Below are 22,886 nucleotides of genomic sequence, written 5' to 3' on the forward strand. Positions count from 1 at the left end.
CCGGCGCATCCGACGGGTCCGACGTGCCCCGCGAAGCCGAGGAGGCGGACGAGGCCGTCCCCGCCATCGAGGACTACGCGCTGATCGGCGACCACCAGACCGCCGCCCTGATCGGGCGGGACGGATCGATCGACTGGCTGTGCCTGCCCCGGTTCGACTCGGCGGCCTGCTTCGCGAAGCTGCTGGGGGACGAGGAGAACGGTCACTGGAGGCTCGCGCCGAAGGGGGCGGGGGCCTGCACGCGGCGGGCGTACCGGCCTCAGTCGCTCGTGCTCGACACGGAGTGGGAGACCGCCGACGGGACGGTACGCGTCACCGACCTGATGCCGCAGCGCGACCGCGCCCCCGACGTCGTACGCGTCGTCGAGGGGCTCAAGGGCCGCGTGACCATGCACAGCACACTGCGGCTGCGCTTCGACTACGGCTCGATCGTGCCGTGGATGCGCAAGTCCGACGGCCATCGGGTGGCCGTGGCGGGCCCGGACTCGGTGTGGCTGCGCAGCGAACCCAAAGTGCGCACCTGGGGCAAGGACTACGGCACGCACTCGGAGTTCACGGTCGCCGAGGGCGAAAAGGTCGCCTTCGTGATGACCTGGCATCCCTCGCACGAGCCGCGCCCCCCGCTCGTCGACCCGCACGACGCGCTGGCCTCCAGCGTCGACGACTGGCGGGCGTGGGCGGCCCGCTGCCGTTACCGGGGCCCGCACCGGGACGCGGTCGTCCGCTCCCTGATCACCCTCAAGGCCCTCACGTACGCGCCGACCGGCGGCATCGTCGCGGCGCCCACCACCTCGCTCCCGGAGGAGATCGGCGGCGTACGCAACTGGGACTACCGCCACTGCTGGCTGCGCGACTCCACGCTCACCCTGGGCGCGCTGCTGGCCTGCGGCTACCAGGAGGAGGCGGAGGCCTGGCGCGACTGGCTGCTGCGCGCGGCGGCGGGCGACCCGGCGGATCTGCAGATCATGTACGGGCTCGCGGGCGAGCGGCGGATCCCCGAGTACGAGCTGCCGTGGCTGCCCGGGTTCCGCGGCACGGGTCCGGTCCGGGTCGGCAACGACGCCGTACGTCAGTTGCAGCTCGACGTGTACGGCGAGGTCATCGACTCCCTGGCGCTGGCGCTGCGCGCGGGCCTGCCGACCAAGCCGCACATGTGGCGGCTGCGGGAGGCCCTGATGGAGTTCCTGCGCTCGAACTGGCGCAGGCCCGACGAGGGGCTGTGGGAGGTACGCGGTCCGCGCCGCCACTTCGTCCACTCGAAGATCATGGCGTGGGTGGCCGCCGACCGCACCGCCCGGGCCCTGGAGGAGAACCCCGGCCTGCCCGGCGACCCGGACCACTGGCGCGCGATGCGCGACGAGGTGCACCGCGAGGTGTGCGAGCGCGGCTACGACCCGGAGCGGAACACCTTCACGCAGTCCTACGGTTCCCGCGAACTGGACGCCTCGCTGCTGCTCATCCCCCGTATCGGCTTTCTGCCGCCGGACGATCCGCGGGTGACCGGCACGATCGACGCGATCCGCGACGAGCTCGCGCACAACGGCTTTCTGCGCAGGTACTCCTCGGAGCAGACGCTGATCGACGGGCTGCCGGGCCGTGAGGGCGCGTTCCTGGTCTGCTCGTTCTGGCTCGCGGACGCGCTGCATCTGACGGGGCGTACGAAAGAGGCGCGCGAGCTGTTCGAGCGCCTGCTCGCGCTCTGCAACGACGTGGGGCTGCTGTCCGAGGAGTACGACCCCGTCGGGGGCCGTCAGCTCGGCAACTTCCCGCAGGCGTTCAGTCATATCGGCTTGGTGGGCACCGCCCTCACCTTGTTCGGCGAGGAGGGGGCAGGATAGGGGCATGGATCTTGGACTGAAGGACCGTGTCTACGTCGTCACCGGGGCCACCCGCGGCCTGGGCAACGCCTCCGCGCGGGAACTCCTCGCCGACGGCGCGAAGGTGATCATCACGGGCCGGGACGAGAAGACGGTGGCCGAGGCCGCCGCGGCACTCGGCCCGAACGCCCACGGAGTCGCCGTCGACAACGCCGACCCCGCGGCCTCGGCGAACCTGATGGCGGCCGCGCGCGAGCGCTTCGGCGGCTTCGACGGCATCCTGATCAGCGTCGGCGGCCCGGCGCCCGGCTTCGCCGCCGACAACACGGACGAGCAGTGGCAGTCGGCGTTCGAGTCCGTCTTCCTGGGCGCGGTCCGGCTGGCCCGCGCGGCTGCCGCGGAGCTGGTCGAGGGCGGGGTCATCGGCTTCGTGCTCTCCGGTTCGGTGCACGAGCCGATCCCGGGCCTGACCATCTCCAACGGCCTGCGCCCGGGCCTCGCGGGCTTCGCCAAGTCGCTCTCGGACGAGCTCGGCCCGCGCGGCATCCGCGTCGTGGGCCTGCTTCCGGGCCGTATCTACACGGATCGCATGCGCCAGCTCGACGGCCTGTCCCCCGACCCGGAGGCCACCCGCGCGGCCAACGAGGCGCGGATTCCGCTCCGTCGGTACGGCACGCCGGAGGAGTTCGGGCGGACGGCCGCCTTCCTCCTGTCACCGGCGGCGTCGTACCTCACGGGAATCATGCTGCCGGTGGACGGCGGGGCGCGACGCGGCTTCTAGGGGTACGGAGTCCAGGGCTTCTGGCCGGGCTTCGTACTCAAGTCACCCGTTCCGCCCGGTGCTTGACCCCGCGCAGGCGCACCTGCGCGGGCAGCGAGGCCAGGCCGGCGGAGTCCCTGGCGTGGGCGAGGGCCTGAGTCGTCAGGCGGTGGAGTGCGTCGCCGGGGTCGGCGTGCGGTTCGAGGAGCAACTGGACCCGCGCCTGAGGGGTGCTGCGCCGGCCGGTCAGCGCCGCCTGTGCGCGCTGCACGCCGTCCAGCGCGCCCGCCTCACCGGCCAGTACGCCCTCCAGGGCCCGCCCGCGCAGCAACGCGCCCTCGCCGTCGCCGGTGTCGACGAGCACCTCGGCGAGCCGGCGCCGTCGCAGCACCGCCGTCAGCCACCACACGGCGAGCAGCACGGCGACGGAGAGTACGGCGATGACGGTGGGCCACCACCAGCCGTCGTCCCGCCAGCGCGTACGGTCCGCATCGCTCAGCAGCACGTCCCGCTGCCCGTCATGGACCCACCACGAGGGCGGATCGAGGCCGAGGCCCACGGCGAGCACGGAGCCGCCGCCCACGACCAGGAGCAGGCCCGCGAGCCCCACCAGAACACGGTTCACGATCCTCAGCACCGGCCGTCACCCCTTCCGTTTCCCGCTCGGCCGCGCGACATGCACCGACAGGGCGGGCCGCCGGGCCAGCCCGAGTCCCTTGATGCCGTCGGCGAGCGCGGTGTCCAAGTCGGCGCGTACGTCGTCGAGTTCACGGAAGTGCGACACCGCCCGCACGTCGACCTTCGTACGCCCCACCCGGACCCGTACCGAGCGCACCCCGGAGACCTCCATGGCCCGGTCGCGCAGCACCATGGCGGCGGCGCCCCGATGCAGGCCGGCCCGTACGTCGGCGTGCGGGCGACGCATCGGCAGTACGTCCCGCAGGCCGGGCGTCACGGCGAGCACGAGCAGCCAGACGCCGAGAGCAGCGGCGACGCCGGCGCCGACGAGCACCCAGGTGTCGTCGAGGGGCCGCTCGGCGAGCTCCCGCGCGAGGGACCTGCGCCACGCCATGGCGGGCCGGTCGAAGCGCACGGCGACGACGTCGTACAGCAGGAGGCCCGCGCCGGCCAGGACCAGCAGCGCGAGGATGCCCGCGGGGACACGACGTACAGACCAGAAGCGACCGTCCCCGTCCTCCGCGGCGTCGGAGGTGGGCAGCGGGTCGTACGCCGCCGCGGACGCGGACTGGCCGAGTTCGCTCTCGGCCGCCTTCTCGATGACGGGCAGCTGACGGGTGCTCTCGGAGCCCTGGGACTCGCTCATTGGGTCCTCCCCTGTGCCGCGCCGCGTGCCTGCGCGGAGTGCAGGCGCTCCACCTGGACGGCGACCTCGGGCACCTCCATACCCGCCAACATCCTTACCCGCTGTGTGACTTGGCGACGCACGGCGGCGCACTGGGCGCCGATGTCGGAGGGGTAGTCGAGTTCGAGGCCGACCCGGACCCGGGCGACGTCGTGGTGGACGACGACGGTGGCGTGCGGCGGCCCGGCGTCCGGAGGCAGCACGTCCAGGGCCTCACGTGCCGCCTGCGCGGCGATCTTCGCGACGACCCGGTCGGCGATGCGGGTCGCACCGCGCTCGGCCGGTGCGACGGTCCGGCCGAGGCTGCCGGACCGGATGGGTGCTCCGGCCGCGGCGGGCTCACCGGTCACGTGCGTCACCGCCGCCGGTTGTCACGGCTACGGAAGAAGTCACCGGCTTCCAGGTCCCCCTCCAGGAACCGGCCCACGACGAAGCCGACGGCGCCCAGCGCCGCCACCAGGAGAAAGGCACCGAAGCCGCCGAAGTACCCGGCGAAACCCAGCGCCATTCCGGCGATCATGCCGATCACGGCCATGCTCATTGGTGCGCTCCTCAGCAGGTCACTGGTGCGAGGCCCTCAGTGAGTCATCAGTGGTGTGGCGTCATTGAAGCCGGGGCTCCGGCTCCTCGTCCTCTTCTTCCGGCAGTTTGACGTCGCTCACCGCGATATTGACCTCGACGACCTCGAGCCCCGTCATGCGCTCGACGGCCGTGATCACGTTCTCCCGTACGGCACTGGCGACATCCCTGATGGATACGCCGTAGTCGACGACGATCTCCAGGTCGAGTGCCGTCTGCACCTCGCCGACCTCGGCCTTGACGCCCCGCGTGGCCGATCTCGAACCGCCGGGAACCCGGTCGCGTACGGCACCGAAGGTCCGGGAGAGCCCGCTGCCCATCGCATGCACGCCTAGGACGTCGCGGGCGGCGAGTCCGGCGATCTTCTCGACCACACCGTCCGCGATGGTGGTACGCCCCCGGGTGGCCGGGTCGCCTCCGCCGCGCTTGGTCATGCCGGTCTTCCGGGGCTGCTGGGCGTCCGGCTGCTGCTCGCCCTCGGGAGTTTCCGGCTTCCGCTGAGTCATGTCGGTCATCGCCGTGTCCCTTCCGATTGGCCTCCATTTGACCTCCATCGCCCACACTAAGCGGGGTTCCCCGGCTGCGCGCCGGGGATGCGGCAGGCTGGAGCAATGACGGACCGGTGGGCTAAGAATGAAGGGCGGCGCGAAGCGCCTTCGAATAGGGCGGTGGTGGGAGACGGGTGAGCGTACGACACCAACTCGGCCTCGGCAGAATCGTGCCCCTGGGCGGCCCGCGCGACGGCGCCTGGATCACGGAGAGGGCGGCCGACTCCGTACTGCGCCGCGCCGCACGCCATGTACCCGGCGTACACCTCGGCACGCTCCGGCTCGCACTCGCCGAGCCGGACCAGACGTACGAGGCAGCCGTACCGCCTCCGCCGAGCGCGCTGCCGCCCGGCCCGCTGCGGATCAGCGGCGAGTTCACGGCCACCCTCACAACCGGCGAACCCCTCCCCACCCTCGCGTCCCGCCTGCGAGCCGCTCTCGCCGAGGCGGCGACGGAGCGGCTCGGGCTGACGGTCACGGAGGTGGATCTACGGGTGACGGGGTTGCTGGAGGAGGGCGACGAGCCCGACGCACGCCCTGATGACGAGCAGCAGACCAGGGAACCCGAGCCTGAGCGGCAACGGGACGACGACGAGTCCCGAGTAGCCGCCGCAGCCTTGGCTGTCCCAGGGGTAGCCCGCCTGACCGGCACACTCGCCGGCCTGGGCCACGCGGTGCACATCGAGGAGCGCGCAGGTGAAGCTGCCCTGCCGCGCCGTCACGTCCGCGTGGAGCTCGAGGCCCACGCGAACCGGCGAACCCTGGACGTGGCCCGCGAGGTCCGAGGTGCAGCGAGCGAGGCACTCCCGGACCACCCGTCAGTGGCGGTACTGATCACAAGGATCAGGGCCTGAGCATGCCAGGCTAGGAGCGCCCTTTTCGCTGAAAGCCCGCACCCCCACGCACCCGCAGCCTCCCACCGGCGGGAGGGGCCGTGGGCCGGTGCGTCCTATGCCCGTCGCTTAGGTTCTGTCTCGGAGAACCAGGACCCTGTACCAGCCCAGGGCCGTACGCCCGCCCTGCGACGGGCTGACGCACCGGCCCACGGCCCCGACCCACCACGCACCCAGGGGCGCGGGGAACGGCGCGACCAGCCACCACGCACCCGCAGCCGCCCAACCGCCGGAGGCACCCCGCGGGGAACGGCGCGACCAGCCACAACGCACCCGCAGCTTCAAACCGCGCCCCCAGCGGAGCGCTTAGTCGCCGACCCCAGCAAGGTCCCGCAGCCGCCGAGCCTGCGCCGCACGCTCCGCGACCCGCTGGTCCTCGTACGTACGGTCAACGGCACCCTGAAGCAACGCCTTGGTCTCGACCAGCGCATCCCGCGGCGCAGCCACCAACGCCGCCCCCAGATCCCGCACCGCGTCATCAAGCTGCCCCACAGGCACAGCAAGGTTCGCAAGCCCAGTACTCACCGCCTCCTCGGCCGGCACAAACCGCCCCGTCGCGCAGATCTCCAGCGCCCGGGCATACCCGACCAGCCCCACCAGCGGATGCGTCCCCGTGAGGTCGGGCACGAGCCCCAGACTGGTCTCCCGCATGGCGAACTGCACATCGTCCGCGACAACGCGCAGATCGCAGGCGAGCGCAAGCTGGAAGCCCGCCCCGATGGCATGCCCCTGCACAGCGGCGATGGACACGATGTCGCTGCGCCGCCACCAGGTGAAACCCTCCTGGTACCCGGCGATCGTCGCGTCGAGCTCGGCATCGGAACCGCGCGCGAGTTCGATGAACGACGGCTCGCCCTCGAACCCCTCGGGCGTGAACGCCTGCCGGTCGAGCCCCGCGGAGAAGGACTTGCCCTCCGCGCGCAGCACGACAACGCGAACGGTGCCCGGCAGCAGCCGCCCGGCCTCGGCCAGCGCCCGCCACAGGGCGGGGCTCTGCGCATTGCGCTTGGCCGGGTTGGTCAGCGTCACCGTGGCGATCGCCTCGTCGACGGTGAGCCGTACGCCGTCCTTGTCGAGTACCGGGTCGAGCGAAGCCATGGGGCGCCTCCGATGGGTGCGGTCAGAGTGGGTGCCTTACGAGGGCACCCTTAAGTGACTGCACAGTAACCACCCGGTCCGTCACCGGACCGACCGGGTGGCCACCGTCGGAGAACGAGAAGCGCCCGGCTTCAGGCCGACGCGGCCTTCTTACCGCGCGTCGCTCCGCCACGCCCTCGAAGCGTGACTCCCGACTCGCTGAGCATCCGGTGGACGAAGCCATACGAGCGGCCGGTCTCCTCGGCCAGTGCCCGGATGCTCGCACCGGAGTCGTACTTCTTCTTCAGGTCTGCCGCGAGCTTGTCGCGCGCGGCGCCGGTCACCCGGCTGCCCTTCTTCAGAGTCTCGGCCACCCGTGCCTCCTCATGGGAAGTGCGCTCTGGACTTCTCATGATCACCCCTCAAGAGCTTCCTGGCCACCCATTCGGCAAGGTCCGTAGGACAAGCTTTGAGTCGCGGGAGGTCTTCCTCACGACCGGAATCCAGAGTTCCGGACGGCCGTGTCCGTACGGCCGAACGGGTTCACCGGTGAAGGTCCAGGTCAGCGGAGCGGGGCGGCCGGGCTTTTGCGGGCCGAGGGCCCGGCCGCGAAATCGATGTACGACACACCTCGGTACGAGGAGATCTCACACAGATGATGGATCACGCATGAGCCGAATGATCCATACGCAGTTGATCAGTCTTTCGATCAAGCACCGCTGCCCCCGGCCCGGGCTTCCAGGGCAGCGGCCGCGCGGGCCATACGGATCGCAAGGAGCCTCAGGCGAGGGCGACGAGGTCCGCGTAGTCCGCGCCCCACAGGTCCTCGACGCCGTCGGGCAGCAGGATGATCCGCTCCGGCTGGAGCGCGTCGACCGCGCCCTCGTCGTGCGTGACGAGGACGACGGCGCCCTTGTAGGTGCGCAGGGCGCCGAGGATCTCCTCGCGGCTGGCCGGGTCGAGGTTGTTGGTCGGCTCGTCGAGGAGGAGGACGTTCGCGGACGACACCACGAGGGTGGCGAGCGCGAGGCGGGTCTTCTCGCCGCCGGAGAGGACCCGGGCCGGCTTGTCGACGTCGTCGCCGGAGAACAGGAACGAGCCGAGGGTCTTGCGTACCTCGACGAGGTCGAGGTCGGGGTTCGCGGAGCGCATGTTCTCCAGCACCGTGCGGTCCGGGTCGAGGGTCTCGTGCTCCTGCGCGTAGTAGCCGAGCTTGAGGCCGTGGCCCTCGGTGACCTGGCCGGTGTCGGGCTTCTCCACACCGCCGAGAAGCCTCAACAGAGTGGTCTTTCCAGCGCCGTTGAGGCCGAGGATGACGACGCGCGAACCCTTGTCGATGGCCAGGTCGACATCGGTGAAGATCTCCAGGGAGCCGTACGACTTCGACAGGCCCTCGGCGGTGAGCGGCGTCTTGCCGCAGGGCGCGGGCTCGGGGAAGCGCAGCTTGGCGACCTTGTCGGACTTGCGCTCGGCCTCCAGGCCGGCCAGCAGCTTGTCGGCACGGCGGGCCATGTTCTGCGCGGCGACGGTCTTGGTGGCCTTGGCGCGCATCTTGTCGGCCTGCGAGTGGAGGGCGGAAGCCTTCTTCTCGGCGTTCTGCCGCTCGCGCTTGCGGCGCTTCTCGTCGGCCTCGCGCTGCTGCTGATACAGCTTCCAGCCCATGTTGTAGACGTCGATCTGGGAGCGGTTGGCGTCGAGGTAGAACACCTTGTTGACGACTGTGTCGACGAGTTCGACGTCGTGGGAGATCACGATGAAGCCGCCGCGGTAGGTCTTCAGGTAGTCGCGCAGCCAGACGATCGAGTCGGCGTCGAGGTGGTTCGTCGGCTCGTCGAGGAGCAGGGTGTCCGCGTCCGAGAAGAGGATGCGGGCCAGCTCGATACGGCGGCGCTGACCGCCGGAGAGCGTATGCAGGGGCTGGCCTAGCACCCGGTCCGGCAGGTTGAGCGCGGCGGCGATGGTGGCGGCCTCGGCCTCGGCGGAGTAGCCGCCCTTGGTGAGGAACTCCGTCTCCTGGCGCTCGTACTGCCTGAGCGCCTTCTCGCGCGTGGCACCCGTGCCGTTGGCGATGCGCTGCTCGTTGTCGCGCATCTTGCGGATCAGGGTGTCCAGGCCGCGTGCGGACAGGATGCGGTCGCGGGCGAGCATGTCGAGGTCGCCGGTACGCGGGTCCTGCGGGAGGTAGCCGACCTCGCCGGAGCGGGTGACGGTACCCGCGGCCGGCATGCCCTCACCTGCGAGGACCTTGGTGAGCGTGGTCTTGCCCGCGCCGTTGCGGCCGACCAGGCCGATGCGGTCACCCTTGGCGATGCGGAAGGTGGCGGACTCGATGAGGATGCGGGCACCGGCGCGCAGCTCGATACCAGAGGCGGAAATCACGGACAGACTCCAGGGCAGGGTCGATGACGGGGTGGGCGAATGAGGTGGTTCCGCGCGTAGCGCGCCCTTGGAAGGGTGGTGGCGGGCGACGGGCGGGGCGATCACGCCGTCTAATGCGCGAGGAGAATGGCCATGGGGCCAGTCTAACGGGGGCTTGCAAGCAGTTTTTCTGCGCGCGCATGTTCTACGTCACCTTTGCGGCCCGGCAGTTCGCTGCCCCGAAGGTCTCCCGGGGGATTCCGGCTCCGAGGGCGATGTCAGTGCCGGGTGCAAGACTGAGGAACAGGTCACATTCAGCAGGTTCATCCGGCGACGAGGCGAGAGGAAGTGGTGGCCATGGCGGGCACGGTGGGCGGACGCCCGAGCATCTTTCCGACGCTGCTGTACGGGGACGCGAAGGCCGCGATCAGGCAGCTCACGGAGGCCTTCGGCTTCATCGAGGCGTCGGTGTACGAGGGCGAGGGCGGCACGGTGCTGCACGCGGAGCTGGTGCAGGGCAACGGCGCGGTGATGCTCGGCTCCAGGGGCCGCGGCGGCCGTTTCGACGAGGCGATGAAGGGCTCGACGCACACCGGGGTGTATGTCGTCGTGGACGACGTCGACGCACACCACCAGCGGGCCGTCGACCACGGGGCGGAGATCCTCATGCCCCCGACGGACCAGGACTACGGATCGCGGGACTACATGGCCCGTGACCTCGAGGGCAATATCTGGAGCTTCGGCACATACGCCCCCGAGATACAGGCCTGACGCCCCGCCTGCCCTTCGGCCGACGCTCTCAGTTGCCTCCGGTGTGCACCTGGAAGGCGGCGCGGCGTACGGCCCTGGCCAGGGCCGGGTCGGGGTGAGCGGCGGCGAGTGCCACCAGGACCTGCACGGTGCGGGGGTGGCCGACGGCGCGGACCTCGTCGAGGAGCGCGGGCACGGTGGGCTGCACCGCGGACTCCAAGTGCCGTACGAGCAGCGGGGCTTCGCCGTGGTCGGCGACGGCCGCGGCGGTGTCCACCCACAGCCAGGTGGCCTCTTCGCGGGTGAGGATCTCGTGGGCGTCCTCGGGATCGTGACCGTCGTGCACGGCGAGCCACAGCAGGGCGTACGGACGCAGGTGGACCTCGTCGACGACGGCGCGTACGTCCGGCTCGGCGGGGGCGCCGACGACGCGCAGCGCTTCGAAGGCGAGCCCGCGCAGCAGGGCGTCCTCGCCACGGGCGGCGTCGAGGAGTTCGGTGACGGCGCTGCCGACGGGGCGGGCGGCGAGCCAGGCGCGGTATTCGGCACGGGCCGCGTTCGGACGCAGCTGGGCGCAGCCGCGGAGCATGTCCTCGGCCGGCTGCTCGATGTTCCCGGCGGGGCTCTGCGCGGCGACGCAGATCTGCTCCAGCTTGACCCACACCGCCCAACTGCCCAGCGGGGTGAGCGTGGCCTGGCCGTCGTCGCAGGTGAGGGCACCCACGGAGGCGAGGGCGTGCAGGGCCCAGTCGAGCAGGGGCGCCAGCGGGGTGTCCTGGGCCGGGTCCTCGACAGGTTCGGGCTGCGGTCCGTAGGGGATCTCGCAGCGCTCGGTGCGCAGTTCCGTGACGCGTTGTTCGAGCAGGTCGAGGAGTTGGGTGACGGGGACGGGGCCGGCCGAGAGCTGGAGGAAGGAGAGCACTTGGGGCATCGCGGAGACGACTTCGGCGACGGCCGCGTGCTCCTGGTCCTCGGGCTCCGGGCAGGCGAGCGACCAGGCGTCGAAGAGGGCGACCCAGCCGCGGAGTACGGCGCTGTCGTCGCGGTTCCAGGCGCGCAGCCGCCAGCCGGGGCGTGCGCTGTCGCCGTGCACCTCGATGAGGCCCGCGAGACGTGCGGTGTCCCAGTCCGCGCGGACCTGAGCCGGAGTCAGGGCCAGGTCGCCGGCCGCCTGTTGGGCGGAGGTCTCGGAGAGCGTGCCCGTGCCGTCGGGGGTCGTGCCGTCGCGGTCCCGGCCAGGGCTCAGCGCGGCGTCGGCCCAGCGGGCGACACGGGCCGCGCCGGCGAGCTGGGCGCGCGCCATACGGGCCAGCTCCGCGGGTGCCGGGGTGCCCTCGGGCGGGCGCGGTGCGGGTCGGCGCGTACGCCGCTGGTTCATCGCTCGGGGTGCGGCGGCCAGGGGTCGTGAGCGGACGAGTCGGAGCCTGGAGTCGCGCGGGATACGGGACGTCACGGGGGCAGTCTTCCGGTTGACGGTCCGAAAACCCAAACGGAATGTCGCGGAGGGCGACAGGGGAGGCCAACGCACCGGGCTTCACGGGCGCTCGCAGGCCCCGAACCACCAGGCGCTTCGGGGCCAACCGGAAGCCAGAAAGGAGCAGGAAGGAACAGGAAGGAGGGGGGAGGCGAGGGCTACATCAGCGGAGTGAGGAAGCGGCGCAGGGCCTCTTCGTAACCGGCCGGGTCGGCGTTCCACATGGCGCCATGCGGAGCGTTCCGGACGGTGTGCAGGGTGACCAGGTCGGGGCGGCGGTCGGCGAGGCGGCGGGAGTGCGCCCAGGGGGCGACCGCGTCATCCGGACCGTGCAGGACGAGCACCGGCACCTTGAGCAGGTCGGGGTCGGTCGCGCCCTGGATCCGGTCGCCGTGCAGGCCCGTGCGGCCCTGGGCGGCGCGGACGGCCAGCGGCAGCAGGGCACCAGGCGTGCGGCGGGCCGCGGCGAGGGCACGCAGCGTGTCCTCCCAGCTGAGGACGGGCGAGTCCAGCACGAGCCCGGAGATCCGGTCGCGCAGCGCGGAATGCGCGGCGGCGCGCACCGCCATGGTGGCGCCGGTGGACCAGCCGTACAGGATGACCTGTTCGGCGCCGGAGCGCACGGCGTAGCGGATCGCCGCGTCGAGGTCGGGCCACTCGGTCTCGCCGAGGTGGCTCAGGCCGTCCGGTGGGCGGGGTGCGCCGAGGTCGCCGCGGTAGGCGAGGTCGAGGACGGGGAAGCGGAGGCGGTGCAGCAACTCCATGACGTTCATGGGGTGTTCGCGGGTGGTGCCCAGACCGTGCACGGTGATCACCCAGGGCTCGCGGGCGCCGGGCACGAACCAGGCGGGCAGCGCGCCGAGTTCGCCGGGGATGTCGACGTCGGTGTGGTCGAGGCCGAGCGCGGTGCTCGGGTCGCCGATGTGCACGTTCGGGGTGAACCACACCTTGTCACCCGGTTCCAGGGTGCCGTGGGTGACGCGTTCCAGTCGGCGTACGACCGTGTCGGCGGGGTGCGGGGCGGCCTGAAGGACCGTACCGATGACGGCGTGGCTCCCGTTGCCGCTCAGGCCGTACATGCCTGGTCGCAGGGAGGCGAGGGCGCGGGTGAGCGTGATCTGCCCGGCGGCCGTGGCGTGCACGGTGAGCCGGGGTTCGGTGGGCAGCGGTCTGTCCGGCGACGCCCTCAGGGCGGCGTCGCTCGCGAAGCGGCCGGCCGCGACGGTGGCGGCTCCGGCGGCCAGGGCGGCGGTGACGGCCGCGGCCGTCACTTTCACGGTGCGCACGGGTCCAGTCTCCCGACGGAGTGCGCTGTCGGCCAGCCGAAGGGGCCCGTGAAAAGTACGGGCCAGGGACGGTTACGGCTGGCCGTACCCCTTCAACCGTTCCCCCACTTCCGCCACCTGCTCCGGGCTCAGCAGCGACGGCGAGTGGCCCGGAAGCGACGACGCCGTCAGCCACAGGCGGCACATCCATTCCAGCTGGGCCGTTCGGTCGTAGGCCTGGAGGAGGGTGGTGCCGTAGGTGAGGGTGCCGTGGTTCTGGAGGAGGCAGGCCGTGCGGTTCTGCAGCGCCCGGAGCATGTTCTCGGCCAACTTTTCCGTGCCGTAGGTCGCGTAGGGGGCGACGCGGACCGGGCCGCCGAGCGCGGCGGCCATGTAGTGGATGAGCGGCAGCTCCGGGACGAGCGTGGAGACGGCCGTGGCGTGCACGGCGTGCGTGTGGACGACGGCGCGGGCGTCGGTGGCGCGGTAGACCGCCAGATGCATGGGCAGTTCGCTGGTCGGAACGAGTGAACCGAGCACCTGTCGGCCGTCGAGACCGACCCCGCAGACGTCCTCCGGGCGGAGTTCGTCGTACGGGACTCCGGTCGGCGTGACCAGGACGGTGTCCCCCACCCGGACCGACACATTGCCCGACGTACCGACGACCAGACCCTCGGACACCGTCCGGCGGGCCGTCGCCACAAGCTCGCGCCAGGCCCGTTCCGTCGCGTCCCGCGCGCCCTGCCCCGCCACGTCCCGCCCGTCGCTCGCGTCCCACCGCTGTTCAGCCATGCCGCGATCCTGCCAGCCACGTACACCGACCCGGCGCGGGCGAGGGCACTTTAGGGCGGAACACGCACCTCCGAAAGGGCGCATATACGAACAGAACGCCCGCCCGGAGCAATTGGCCGACGAGCGACGGAGTTTCGCGGTTCTTCCCATACCCTCAGGGAGATTTGTCGTGCACGCCGCCATTCCGGGGGGAACTGTGGCCCGTGATCGCAAACCGTCCCGAAGTCGCCAACTGTCCCGTAGTCGCCATGCCCGCTTCGCCGTGCTCTCCGTGGCGACACTGACCATCGGCACCACCGCCCTCGTCGAGATGCCGGTCTCGGCAGCCGCCAAGCCCAAGGGGCACGACGTCTCCTCGCACCAGAAGAGCGTCAACTGGTCGAAGGCGAAGAGCAAAGGCGCCAGGTTCGTCTATGTGAAGGCGACCGAGTCCCACACGTACCGCAATCCCTATTACGGCCAGCAGTACCACGGCGCGCGCAACGCGGGCCTGGTCCGCGGGGCGTACCACTTCGCACTGCCGCACAAGTCGTCGGGCAAGACCCAGGCGGCGTACTTCGTACGCAACGGAGGCGACTGGCGAGCGGACGGCTGGACGCTGCCGCCCGCGCTCGACATCGAGTACAACCCGTACGGCAAGAAGAAGTGCTACGGCCTGAGCAAGGCCAAGATGGTCGGCTGGATCAAGTCGTTCAGCAACGAGGTGAAGCGGCAGACCGGCCGTCGCCCGGTGATCTACACCACCACGCACTGGTGGAAGAACTGCACCGGCAACAGCTCCGCGTTCGCCTCGAACCACGCGCTCTGGCTGGCCCGCTACAGCTCGTCGGCGGGGTCGCTGCCGGCGGGCTGGAGGACATGGACGTTCTGGCAGTACGACAACGGCGGGAGCCTGCCGGGTGACCAGAATCTCTTCAACGGGTCCATGAGCCGGCTCAAGAAGTTCGCGAAGGGCTAGAAGCAAGGGCTAGCGGAGCCCAGCACTCCGCATCAGTTCGACTCCCGCGCCGCCCCTCCGGTACACCCGGAGGGGCGGCGCCCCGTTTCGGTACACCTCACTGTCCTGTCAAGTTCATCTTCCGTTCATCCAGGTTGCCTACGGTCCACAAGCCGCTGACGTCCGATAGAAGACCGGGTAAATGGAGAACTTCTCGCTGATCCTCGCGATAGTGGTGGTCACTGCCCTCGCGTTCGATTTCACGAACGGTTTCCACGACACCGCCAACGCGATGGCCACCACCATCTCGACCGGCGCCATGCGGCCCAAGGCCGCGGTGGCCATGTCCGCCGTACTCAACCTCGTCGGCGCGTTCCTCTCCGTGGAGGTCGCCAACACGATCTCCAAGGGTCTGGTCAACGAAGAGGGCATACAACCCGAGGTGATCTTCGCCGCGCTCGTCGGCGCCATCCTCTGGAACCTGCTGACCTGGCTCGTCGGCCTGCCGTCCAGTTCCTCGCACGCCCTCATGGGCGGCCTGATCGGCGCCACCATCGCCTCGGCCGGCGTCGGCGCGGTGCACGGCGACGTCCTCGTCACCAAGGTGCTGATCCCCGCGATCGCCGCCCCGCTGGTCGCGGGCCTCGCCGCGATGCTCGCCTCCCGGCTGACGTACAAGCTCGGCAGGAACGCGAACGGCGAAGCCGCCAAGAAGGGCTACCGCACGGGTCAGATCGCCTCCGCAGGACTCGTCTCACTGGCTCACGGCACCAACGACGCGCAGAAGACCATGGGCATCATCACTCTCGCCCTGGTCGCCGGCGGCGCCGTCGCCCCCGACTCGGACCCGCCGGTCTGGGTCATCCTCTCCGCCGGTCTCGCGATCGCGCTCGGCACGTACCTGGGCGGCTGGCGCATCATCCGCACGATGGGCAAGGGCCTGACCGACCTCCAGCCGCAGCAGGGCTTCGCCGCCCAGACCAGCGCGGCCACCGTCATCCTGGCCTCCTCGCACCTCGGCTTCTCCCTGTCCACCACGCACTCGGTCTCCGGCTCGGTGATGGGCGCGGGTCTCGGCCGCAAGGGCGGTGTGGTCCGCTGGTCCACCGCCACCCGGATGTTCGTCGCCTGGGGCCTGACGCTGCCGGCCGCGGCTCTGGTCGCCGCGATCGCGGAGTACGTGACCTCCTTCGGTATCTGGGGCACCGCGTTCGTCGCCGTCTTCCTGGTCGCGTCCAGCGCCGCGATCTGGGTGGTCTCCCGCCGCCAGGTGATCGACCACACGAACGTCAACGAGGTCGAGGAGCCCGCCGACGTGGTGACCACGGCCATCACCGCCGTCACCCCGCCCCCGACGGGCACCGTCGAAGAGCCGGACACCGAGCCCGCCCGTACCGCCACGGTCTAAGGAACGAACAGCATGAAGATCGATTGGGCAGCCCTCGGCTCCGTCTTCGGAGTCAGCCTCATCGTCACCGTCGCCCTCGTGGGCCTCTTCACCCTCGGCATCGCCGGCCTCTCCAAGCGCGAGTCGGCGTCCGCCCACGGCAACTCCGCGACCCTCGCGACGACCGGCGCGTACGCCTGCTTCACGGCATGCACGGCGGCGGTGGCGTACGGCATCTACCTGATCGTGGCCTGACGTCCCGCAACCCACCCGCCTGTGTGGGCCTTCGCACACTCTCCCTTCGCAGGTCAGCGGCAAGTTGACGGCTGCTGATGGGCGTGGTGGACTGCCCGAGCCAAGTACGGCGGCAGAAGAGGAAGCCGGTGTGAGTCCGGCGCGGTCCCGCCACTGTCACCGGGGAAGCAAGTCCCGGGAGCCAGGAACTCTCGCCGTCGGTCTCGTCGAACCAGGGCGCGGACACCCTGAGTGAGGACATATCGCCATGTGCGGCTGCCTGTTGCGGTTCAGTTTGCCGAGTACGAGGGTTTCGAGGGCCCCAAGGGTTCTGCCTGACGTAGCGACAGGCTGACCCCATGCGTGCCGATCGCGTTTTCGCGTACGGCGCCGCCGCCGGCCTCCTCGGTGACCAACTCCTCGGCGATCCACGCCGTGGGCATCCGGTCGCCGCGTTCGGGCGGGCCGCGGGCGCCGTGGAACGGGTGTTGTGGCGGGACCACCGCGGGTGGGGCGCGCTGCACACCGCCGTGTGCGCCGGCGGTGCCGTATCTCTTGCGGCCCTCGCCGCCACTTCCGTACGTACGTCCCGTACCGCCTCCATAGCGCTGACCGCCGCCGCCACCTGGGCCGTGGTCGGCGGGACTTCGCTCGGCCGCGAGGCCCGTGCTATCGGCGAGGCACTCGCCGCAGGAGACATCGAGACGGCCCGGGAACGGCTGCCGCACCTGTGCGGACGGGACCCCCAGGCGCTGGACGCCGACGGGATCGCCCGGGCCGTCGTCGAGTCCGTCGCCGAGAACACCTCCGACGCGGTGGTCGGCGCGCTGGTGTGGGGCGCCGCGGCAGGTGTGCCCGGGCTCGTCGGCTTCCGGGCCGTCAACACGCTGGATGCCATGGTCGGGCACAAGTCGCCCAAGTACCGGCGGTACGGCTGGGCTTCGGCACGGCTCGACGACGTGGCGGGGTGGCCGGGCGCCCGCCTGACCGCCGTGCTCGCGACCGTCGCGGGCAGCGATCCACGCGGGGCCGTACGCGCCTGGCGCGCTGACGCCGAACGGCACCCGAGCCCCAACGCCGGGCCCGTCGAGGCCTCGTTCGCGGGGGCGTTGGGAGTACGGCTGGGCGGAACGCTGTCGTACGGGGGGCGAGTTGAGCACCGGCCGGTACTCAACGGCGAGGGGCGGGCCGTGCGGGTCGACGACATCGAGCAGGCTGTGCGGCTCTCGCGGCGCGTGAGCCGGCTCGCACTCGGTGCGACCGTCGCCGGGCGGCTCGTCATGAGACGGCTCCTCACCGGTCGGCTCATCGCAAAGGGACGTACGTCATGAGTGGCGGCGGGCTGCTCGTCGCCGGAACCACCTCCGACGCCGGCAAGAGCGTCATCACCGCCGGGATCTGCCGGTGGCTGGTGCGCCAAGGGGTGAAAGTCGCCCCCTTCAAGGCGCAGAACATGTCCCTCAATTCGTTCGTCACACGCGAGGGCGCCGAGATCGGGCGCGCACAGGCCATGCAGGCACAGGCCGCACGCGTCGAGCCGACAGCGCTCATGAACCCCGTACTGCTGAAGCCGGGAAGTGACAGGAGCAGTCAGGTCGTCCTCATGGGCAAGCCCGTGGGCGAGTTGAGCGCGCGCGGCTACCACGGTGGCAGGCAGGAGAAGCTTCTCGGGACCGTGCTGGAGTGTCTGGCCGAGTTGCGGGGCACGTATGACGCGGTGATCTGCGAGGGGGCGGGCAGTCCCGCCGAGATCAATCTGCGGCGGACCGACATCGTGAACATGGGGATCGCCAGGAATGCCCGGCTCCCTGTGCTGGTGGTCGGTGACATCGACCGTGGCGGGGTCTTCGCGTCGTTCTTCGGGACGGTCGCTCTGCTGTCGCAGGAGGATCAGGCACTTGTCGCCGGGTTCCTGGTCAACAAGTTCCGCGGCGATGTGTCGCTGTTGGAGCCGGGGCTGGACATGCTCCACAACCTCACCGGTCGCTCCACATACGGCGTACTCCCCTTCCAGCATGGCCTCGGCATCGACGAGGAGGACGGGCTGCGCGTGTCACTGCGGGGCGCGGTGCGCGAGTCCGTGGTCGCTCCGCCCGTCGGGGAGGACGTCCTACGGGTTGCCGTCTGCGCGATCCCCCTGATGTCCAACTTCACCGACGTGGACGCTCTGGCCGCCGAACCCGGCGTCGTGGTGCGGTTCGTGGACCGCCCCGAGGAGTTGACCGACGCCGACCTCGTGGTGATCCCGGGGACCCGCGGGACGGTGCGCGCCCTGGAGTGGCTGCGGGAGCGCGGCCTCGCGGATGCGCTGATGCGCAGAGCCGCTGAGGGGCGGCCCGTCCTCGGCATCTGCGGCGGCTTCCAGGTGCTCGGCAAGCACATCGAGGACGAGGTCGAGTCACGCGCGGGTCATGTCGACGGACTCGGACTCCTCCCCGTACGCGTCCGGTTCGAGCGCGAGAAGACCCTCACCCGGCCCGTCGGCGAGGCGCTCGGCGAGCACGTCGAGGGGTACGAGATCCATCACGGCGTCGCCGAAGTCACCGGCGGAGCCCCCTTCTTGGACGGCTGCCGGGTCGGCGAGGTCTGGGGGACGCACTGGCACGGCTCGCTGGAGTCGGACGGTTTCCGGCGGGCCTTCCTGCGCGAGGTGGCGGTCGCCGCGGGCCGCCGTTTCGTACCGGCCGCCGACACCTCGTTCGCCGCGCTGCGCGAGGAACAGCTGGACCGGCTCGGCGATCTGATCGAGAACCACGCGGACACGGACGCGCTGTGGCGGCTCATCGAGTCGGGCGCGCCGTCAGGACTGCCCTTCATTCCACCGGGAGCGCCCGCATGAGCACAGTGCTGTTGTTGTCGACCGCCGATACGGATCTGCTGGCGGCCCGGGCCGCTTCCGGCGCCTCGTACCGGATCGGCAATCCGACCCGGGTGGATGTGGCGGAGGACCTTCCCGCGCTGCTCGAGGGCGCGGACATCGCCGTCGTACGCCTGCTGGGTGGCAAACGCGCCTGGGAGGACGGGCTCGCGGCGTTGAAGGCGTCCGGGATCCCGACGGTTCTGCTCGGCGGAGAGGCCGTCCCCGACGCGGAGTTGATGGCCGAGTCATCGGTGCCGGCCGGTGTCGTGGCGGAGGCGCTGCGGTACCTCGTCGAGGGTGGCCCCGGGAACCTCGCCGAGCTGGCCCGCTTCCTCTCCGACACCGTGCTGCTCACGGGAGAGGGCTTCGAAGAACCACGGAAGATGGCCGAGTACGGCGTCCACGGCGAGCGTCCGTACGCCGACGGCCGCCCCACCATCGGCGTGCTCTTCTACCGGGCCCACGAACTGTCCGGCAACACCGCCTTCGTGGACACCCTGTGCGACGCGATCGAGGCACGCGGCGCCAACGCCCTTCCCGTGTACTGCGGTTCGCTGCGCGGCGCCGACGAGGGCCTGTACGAGATCCTCGGGCGAGCCGACGCGCTGGTCGCCACGGTGCTCGCGGCGGGAGGCACGCACGCCTCGCAGGCCTCGGCGGGCGGTGACGAGGAGGCCTGGGACATCGGGGCGCTGGCCGATCTCAACATCCCTGTGCTGCAAGGGCTTTGCCTCACATCGTCGAAGCAGGCATGGGATGACTCCGATGCCGCCCTCTCCCCCATGGACGCGGCGATGCAGGTCGCGATCCCGGAGTTCGACGGTCGGATCGTCACGGTCCCGTTCTCCTTCAAGGAGCAAGGCCCTGACGACGTTCCGGTGTACGTCGCCGATCCGGAGCGGGCCGGGCGGGTGGCCGGAATCGCCGTACGGCACGCGCAGTTGAAGCACAAGCCGAACGACGAGAAAAAGCTCGCCCTCGTCTTCACCGCCTACCCGACGAAGCACTCGCGGGTCGGGAACGCGGTGGGCCTGGACACACCCGCATCGGCGGTACGGGTGCTGGATGCCTTGCGGGACGCCGGGTACGGGGTGAGCGGATACCCGGACAACGGCGACGAGTTGATCCACCGGCTCATCGCGGCCGGCGGTCACGACGTCGAGTGGTTGACGGAGGATCAGCTGGCCGCCGCGCCGGCGCGCGTACCGCTCGCCGACTACCAGGCGTGGTTCGACAAGCTCGACCCCGCGCTGCGGGAGGGGATGCTGGAGGCGTGGGGTGAGCCGCCGGGGTCGTTGTACGTCGACGGGGACGACATCGTGCTGGCCTCCCTCCAGTTCGGGAACGTCGTCGTGATGATCCAGCCGCCGCGCGGCTTCGGCGAGAACCCGATCGCGATCTACCACGACCCGGACATGCCGCCGTCGCACCACTACATGGCGGCGTACCGGTGGCTGGAAAACAGCTTCGGCGCCGACGCGATCGTGCACATGGGCAAGCACGGCACGATGGAATGGCTGCCGGGCAAGGGACTCGGTCTGAGCGGTGGTTGCGCACCGGACGCGGTGCTCGGCGACCTGCCGCTGATCTACCCCTTCATCGTCAACGACCCCGGCGAGGGCACCCAGGCCAAGCGCCGCGGTCACGCCACGGTCGTCGACCACCTGGTACCGCCGATGGCGCGAGCGGACACGTACGGGGATCTGGCGAAGCTGGAGCAGCTCCTCGACGAGTACGCGCTCGTGTCCGACTTGGACCCGACGAAGGCGCCCGCGGTGCGCGCGCAGATCTGGACGCTGGTCAAAGCGGCCGAGCTGCATCACGACCTGCATGTGGACGATCAGCCGGACGACGACGCATTCGACGAATTCGTCATGCACATCGACGGCTATCTGTGCGAGATCAAGGACGTGCAGATCCGGGACGGGCTGCACATCCTGGGCGGCGGTCCGGAGGGCGAACCGCGCGTCAATCTCGTACTCGCCGTGCTGCGGGCCTCACAGGTGTGGGGCGGCGCCGCGAACGCGCTGCCGGGCCTACGCGCCTCGTTCGCGTCTCATTTCGGCCTGATCGAGAAGGAGTTGCTCGCCGAGCCGGGCGCGCCGATGAAGGTGCCGGTCGAGCTGACGGACCTCGTCGAGGGTCCGTCCCGCACGGCTTCGGACGCGATCGACCTCCTGGAGATCCTGTGCCGCCGAGTCGCGGAGGGCATGGAGGAGCGCGGGTGGGACGTCACGGCCGTCCCCGCTCTCGTACGCGAGGTCGTCGGCTCCGAACTCCCCGACGCCGTGGCGGTGTTGGAGTTCGCGTGCCGTGAGGTCGTGCCGCGTCTCGCCCGTACGACGGACGAGATCGACCACATCCTCCGGGCCCTGGACGGCGGTTACGTCCCGGCTGGGCCGTCGGGTTCGCCCACGCGCGGGCTCGTGAACGTCCTGCCGACCGGCCGCAACTTCTACTCGGTCGACCCCAAGGCCATTCCTTCCAGGCTGAGTTGGGAGGTCGGGCAGTCGCTCGCGGACTCGCTCGTGCAGCGGTATCTGGCCGACACCGGTGAGTACCCGAAGTCGGTCGGCCTGACGGTCTGGGGTACGTCCGCGATGCGCACGCAGGGCGATGACATCGCGGAGATCCTGGCGCTGCTGGGGTGTCGGCCGGTGTGGGACGACGCGTCGCGGCGGGTGACGGGCTTCGAGGTGGTTCCGGTGGAGGAACTGGGCCGGCCGCGGATTGACGTCACGGTCCGTATCTCCGGGTTCTTCCGGGATGCGTTCCCGCATGTGGTGGGGCTGATCGATGACGCGGTGCGGACGGTGGCGGAGCTTGATGAGCCCGCGGACAGCAACTTCGTACGGGCGCATGTGGAGGAGGATGCCGCCGAGCACGGGGATCGGCGGCGGGCCACGGCTCGGATTTTCGGGTCGAAGCCGGGGGCTTATGGGGCGGGGTTGCTGCCGTTGATCGATGCGCGGAACTGGAGGAGCGACGCGGACCTCGCCGAGGTGTACGCGGTGTGGGGCGGTTATGCGTATGGGCGCGGGCTGGAGGGGCGGGCCGCGCGCGGGGACATGGAGACGTCGTTCAAGCGGATCGCTGTGGCGGCGAAAAACGTCGATACGCGTGAGCATGACTTGGTCGACGCGGACGACTACTTCCAGTACCACGGCGGGATGGTCGCCATGGTGCGGCATCTGACGGGGGCCAGTCCCGAGGCGTACGTGGGTGATTCGGCGACCCCGGACCAGGTGAAGACGCGGACTCTCGGCGAGGAGACCCATCGCGTTTTCCGGGCCCGGGTGGTCAATCCGCGCTGGATGAGCGCAATGAGAAGGCACGGCTACAAGGGCGCGTTCGAGATGGCGGCGACCGTCGACTACCTCTTCGGGTACGACGCCACGGCTGGCGTGGTCGACGACTGGATGTACGAGAAGTTGTCGGCCGAGTACGTCTTCGATCCGGAGAACCGGGCCTTCATGAAGCAGTCCAACCCCTGGGCCTTGAGGGGCATCACGGAACGCCTGCTCGAAGCAGCCGACCGGGGGCTGTGGGCGGAGCCGGACCAGGAGACCCTGGACCGGCTCCGGCAGACCTACCTCGAGCTCGAGGGCGATCTGGAGGGAGACGAGTGATCTCCCTGGGGACCCCCGCGTCGGCGGGGACAACCTGGCGCTTCCGCAACGCCGTCGGCGTAATCCAGGACCACCCCCGCGTCGGCGGGGACCAGAGCAACAGCCTGGTCAAAGCCGTGGCTCTCGGCACACCGTCTTCGCGCCAGCCACTCGAAGGAGTGAT

The 22,886-nt window shown here is 70.7% G+C and carries 21 protein-coding genes and 1 riboswitch; of the genes, 10 read left to right on the forward strand and 11 right to left on the reverse strand.

Annotated elements, in window-relative coordinates:
- The first annotated feature begins 23 nt into the window (after window positions 1-23).
- Entirely contained in the window at window positions 24-1,838 is a 1,815-nt protein-coding gene (locus tag ACYVO6_RS11625) for a glycoside hydrolase family 15 protein (RefSeq protein WP_461061352.1), read from the forward strand.
- A gap of 4 nt (window positions 1,839-1,842) precedes the next feature.
- Window positions 1,843-2,598 (forward strand): SDR family oxidoreductase, encoded by a 756-nt coding sequence (locus tag ACYVO6_RS11630; protein ID WP_461060080.1) that lies wholly within the window; start codon window positions 1,843-1,845, stop codon window positions 2,596-2,598.
- A gap of 37 nt (window positions 2,599-2,635) precedes the next feature.
- Here ACYVO6_RS11630 and amaP read toward each other — a convergent pair whose 3' ends face one another.
- From amaP to ACYVO6_RS11655, 5 genes are all read right to left on the reverse strand, one after another.
- Complete coding sequence (amaP, locus tag ACYVO6_RS11635; RefSeq protein WP_461060082.1) at window positions 2,636-3,214, reverse strand: alkaline shock response membrane anchor protein AmaP; 579 nt, start codon at window positions 3,212-3,214, stop codon at window positions 2,636-2,638.
- A 6-nt stretch (window positions 3,215-3,220) separates the two neighbouring features.
- Entirely contained in the window at window positions 3,221-3,901 is a 681-nt protein-coding gene (locus tag ACYVO6_RS11640; protein WP_461060084.1) for a DUF6286 domain-containing protein, read from the reverse strand.
- On the reverse strand, window positions 3,898-4,290 hold the full coding sequence (locus ACYVO6_RS11645) for an Asp23/Gls24 family envelope stress response protein (RefSeq protein ID WP_461060086.1): 393 nt from the start codon (window positions 4,288-4,290) through the stop codon (window positions 3,898-3,900). Before ACYVO6_RS11645 ends, ACYVO6_RS11640 begins: the two co-directional genes overlap by 4 nt.
- Before the next feature lie 5 nt (window positions 4,291-4,295).
- The gene (locus tag ACYVO6_RS11650) at window positions 4,296-4,481 is read right to left on the reverse strand and encodes a hypothetical protein (RefSeq protein ID WP_461060088.1); all 186 of its coding nucleotides are present in this window, start codon (window positions 4,479-4,481) and stop codon (window positions 4,296-4,298) included.
- Window positions 4,482-4,542: 61 nt separating this feature from the next.
- A complete protein-coding gene (locus tag ACYVO6_RS11655) occupies window positions 4,543-5,034 on the reverse strand; it encodes an Asp23/Gls24 family envelope stress response protein (RefSeq protein WP_461060090.1) in 492 nt (163 codons plus the stop codon).
- Between the two features lie 167 nt (window positions 5,035-5,201).
- Between ACYVO6_RS11655 and ACYVO6_RS11660 the strand changes: the two genes are divergently transcribed.
- A complete protein-coding gene (locus ACYVO6_RS11660) occupies window positions 5,202-5,921 on the forward strand; it encodes a nucleopolyhedrovirus P10 family protein (RefSeq protein WP_461060092.1) in 720 nt (239 codons plus the stop codon).
- 345 nt (window positions 5,922-6,266) lie between these two features.
- Here ACYVO6_RS11660 and ACYVO6_RS11665 read toward each other — a convergent pair whose 3' ends face one another.
- From ACYVO6_RS11665 to ACYVO6_RS11675, 3 genes are all read right to left on the reverse strand, one after another.
- Window positions 6,267-7,058 carry an enoyl-CoA hydratase/isomerase family protein gene (locus ACYVO6_RS11665; protein ID WP_461060094.1) on the reverse strand — a complete coding sequence of 264 codons (792 nt, stop codon included), beginning with the start codon at window positions 7,056-7,058 and terminating at the stop codon, window positions 6,267-6,269.
- 131 nt (window positions 7,059-7,189) lie between these two features.
- Window positions 7,190-7,411, reverse strand: a complete 222-nt coding sequence (locus tag ACYVO6_RS11670) for a helix-turn-helix domain-containing protein (protein ID WP_006123601.1) — start codon at window positions 7,409-7,411, stop codon at window positions 7,190-7,192.
- A 406-nt stretch (window positions 7,412-7,817) separates the two neighbouring features.
- Complete coding sequence (locus ACYVO6_RS11675; RefSeq protein WP_461060096.1) at window positions 7,818-9,416, reverse strand: ABC-F family ATP-binding cassette domain-containing protein; 1,599 nt, start codon at window positions 9,414-9,416, stop codon at window positions 7,818-7,820.
- A 336-nt stretch (window positions 9,417-9,752) separates the two neighbouring features.
- On the opposite strand from ACYVO6_RS11675, the gene ACYVO6_RS11680 reads away from it, so the two are divergent.
- Complete coding sequence (locus ACYVO6_RS11680) at window positions 9,753-10,166, forward strand: VOC family protein (RefSeq protein WP_461060098.1); 414 nt, start codon at window positions 9,753-9,755, stop codon at window positions 10,164-10,166.
- 28 nt (window positions 10,167-10,194) lie between these two features.
- Here ACYVO6_RS11680 and ACYVO6_RS11685 read toward each other — a convergent pair whose 3' ends face one another.
- The 3 genes from ACYVO6_RS11685 to ACYVO6_RS11695 form a co-directional block, all read right to left on the reverse strand.
- On the reverse strand, window positions 10,195-11,598 hold the full coding sequence (locus tag ACYVO6_RS11685; RefSeq protein ID WP_461060100.1) for a hypothetical protein: 1,404 nt from the start codon (window positions 11,596-11,598) through the stop codon (window positions 10,195-10,197).
- A 179-nt stretch (window positions 11,599-11,777) separates the two neighbouring features.
- Window positions 11,778-12,905: an alpha/beta hydrolase family protein gene (locus tag ACYVO6_RS11690; protein ID WP_461060102.1), complete on the reverse strand. Its 1,128-nt coding sequence runs from the start codon at window positions 12,903-12,905 to the stop codon at window positions 11,778-11,780.
- A gap of 72 nt (window positions 12,906-12,977) precedes the next feature.
- On the reverse strand, window positions 12,978-13,676 hold the full coding sequence (locus ACYVO6_RS11695; protein ID WP_461060104.1) for a class II aldolase/adducin family protein: 699 nt from the start codon (window positions 13,674-13,676) through the stop codon (window positions 12,978-12,980).
- Between the two features lie 196 nt (window positions 13,677-13,872).
- On the opposite strand from ACYVO6_RS11695, the gene ACYVO6_RS11700 reads away from it, so the two are divergent.
- From ACYVO6_RS11700 to cobN, 6 genes are all read left to right on the forward strand, one after another.
- Window positions 13,873-14,634 (forward strand): lysozyme, encoded by a 762-nt coding sequence (locus tag ACYVO6_RS11700; RefSeq protein ID WP_461061354.1) that lies wholly within the window; start codon window positions 13,873-13,875, stop codon window positions 14,632-14,634.
- Window positions 14,635-14,815: 181 nt separating this feature from the next.
- Window positions 14,816-16,021 (forward strand): inorganic phosphate transporter, encoded by a 1,206-nt coding sequence (locus ACYVO6_RS11705; RefSeq protein WP_461060106.1) that lies wholly within the window; start codon window positions 14,816-14,818, stop codon window positions 16,019-16,021.
- 12 nt (window positions 16,022-16,033) lie between these two features.
- Window positions 16,034-16,255: a hypothetical protein gene (locus tag ACYVO6_RS11710; RefSeq protein ID WP_461060108.1), complete on the forward strand. Its 222-nt coding sequence runs from the start codon at window positions 16,034-16,036 to the stop codon at window positions 16,253-16,255.
- 70 nt (window positions 16,256-16,325) lie between these two features.
- Window positions 16,326-16,468, forward strand: a riboswitch (cobalamin riboswitch).
- A gap of 125 nt (window positions 16,469-16,593) precedes the next feature.
- Window positions 16,594-17,565: a cobalamin biosynthesis protein gene (locus ACYVO6_RS11715; protein ID WP_461060110.1), complete on the forward strand. Its 972-nt coding sequence runs from the start codon at window positions 16,594-16,596 to the stop codon at window positions 17,563-17,565.
- Window positions 17,562-19,073 carry a cobyric acid synthase gene (locus tag ACYVO6_RS11720; protein WP_461060112.1) on the forward strand — a complete coding sequence of 504 codons (1,512 nt, stop codon included), beginning with the start codon at window positions 17,562-17,564 and terminating at the stop codon, window positions 19,071-19,073. Before ACYVO6_RS11715 ends, ACYVO6_RS11720 begins: the two co-directional genes overlap by 4 nt.
- Window positions 19,070-22,723 (forward strand): cobaltochelatase subunit CobN, encoded by a 3,654-nt coding sequence (gene cobN / locus ACYVO6_RS11725; protein WP_461060114.1) that lies wholly within the window; start codon window positions 19,070-19,072, stop codon window positions 22,721-22,723. Before ACYVO6_RS11720 ends, cobN begins: the two co-directional genes overlap by 4 nt.
- Window positions 22,724-22,886: the final 163 nt, after the last annotated feature.

It is taken from the genome of Streptomyces pseudoechinosporeus, from assembly GCF_054783935.1.

Coding starts and splice junctions, on each gene's coding strand:
- ACYVO6_RS11715 (WP_461060110.1), top strand. CDS start 16,594: ATGCGTGCCGATCGCGTTTTCGCGTACGGCGCCGCCGCCGGCCTCCTC.
- ACYVO6_RS11720 (WP_461060112.1), top strand. CDS start 17,562: ATGAGTGGCGGCGGGCTGCTCGTCGCCGGAACCACCTCCGACGCCGGC.
- ACYVO6_RS11680 (WP_461060098.1), top strand. CDS start 9,753: ATGGCGGGCACGGTGGGCGGACGCCCGAGCATCTTTCCGACGCTGCTG.
- ACYVO6_RS11710 (WP_461060108.1), top strand. CDS start 16,034: ATGAAGATCGATTGGGCAGCCCTCGGCTCCGTCTTCGGAGTCAGCCTC.
- cobN (WP_461060114.1), top strand. CDS start 19,070: ATGAGCACAGTGCTGTTGTTGTCGACCGCCGATACGGATCTGCTGGCG.
- ACYVO6_RS11630 (WP_461060080.1), top strand. CDS start 1,843: ATGGATCTTGGACTGAAGGACCGTGTCTACGTCGTCACCGGGGCCACC.
- ACYVO6_RS11705 (WP_461060106.1), top strand. CDS start 14,816: ATGGAGAACTTCTCGCTGATCCTCGCGATAGTGGTGGTCACTGCCCTC.
- ACYVO6_RS11650 (WP_461060088.1), bottom strand. CDS start 4,481: ATGAGCATGGCCGTGATCGGCATGATCGCCGGAATGGCGCTGGGTTTC.
- ACYVO6_RS11695 (WP_461060104.1), bottom strand. CDS start 13,676: ATGGCTGAACAGCGGTGGGACGCGAGCGACGGGCGGGACGTGGCGGGG.
- ACYVO6_RS11665 (WP_461060094.1), bottom strand. CDS start 7,058: ATGGCTTCGCTCGACCCGGTACTCGACAAGGACGGCGTACGGCTCACC.
- ACYVO6_RS11640 (WP_461060084.1), bottom strand. CDS start 3,901: ATGAGCGAGTCCCAGGGCTCCGAGAGCACCCGTCAGCTGCCCGTCATC.
- ACYVO6_RS11655 (WP_461060090.1), bottom strand. CDS start 5,034: ATGACCGACATGACTCAGCGGAAGCCGGAAACTCCCGAGGGCGAGCAG.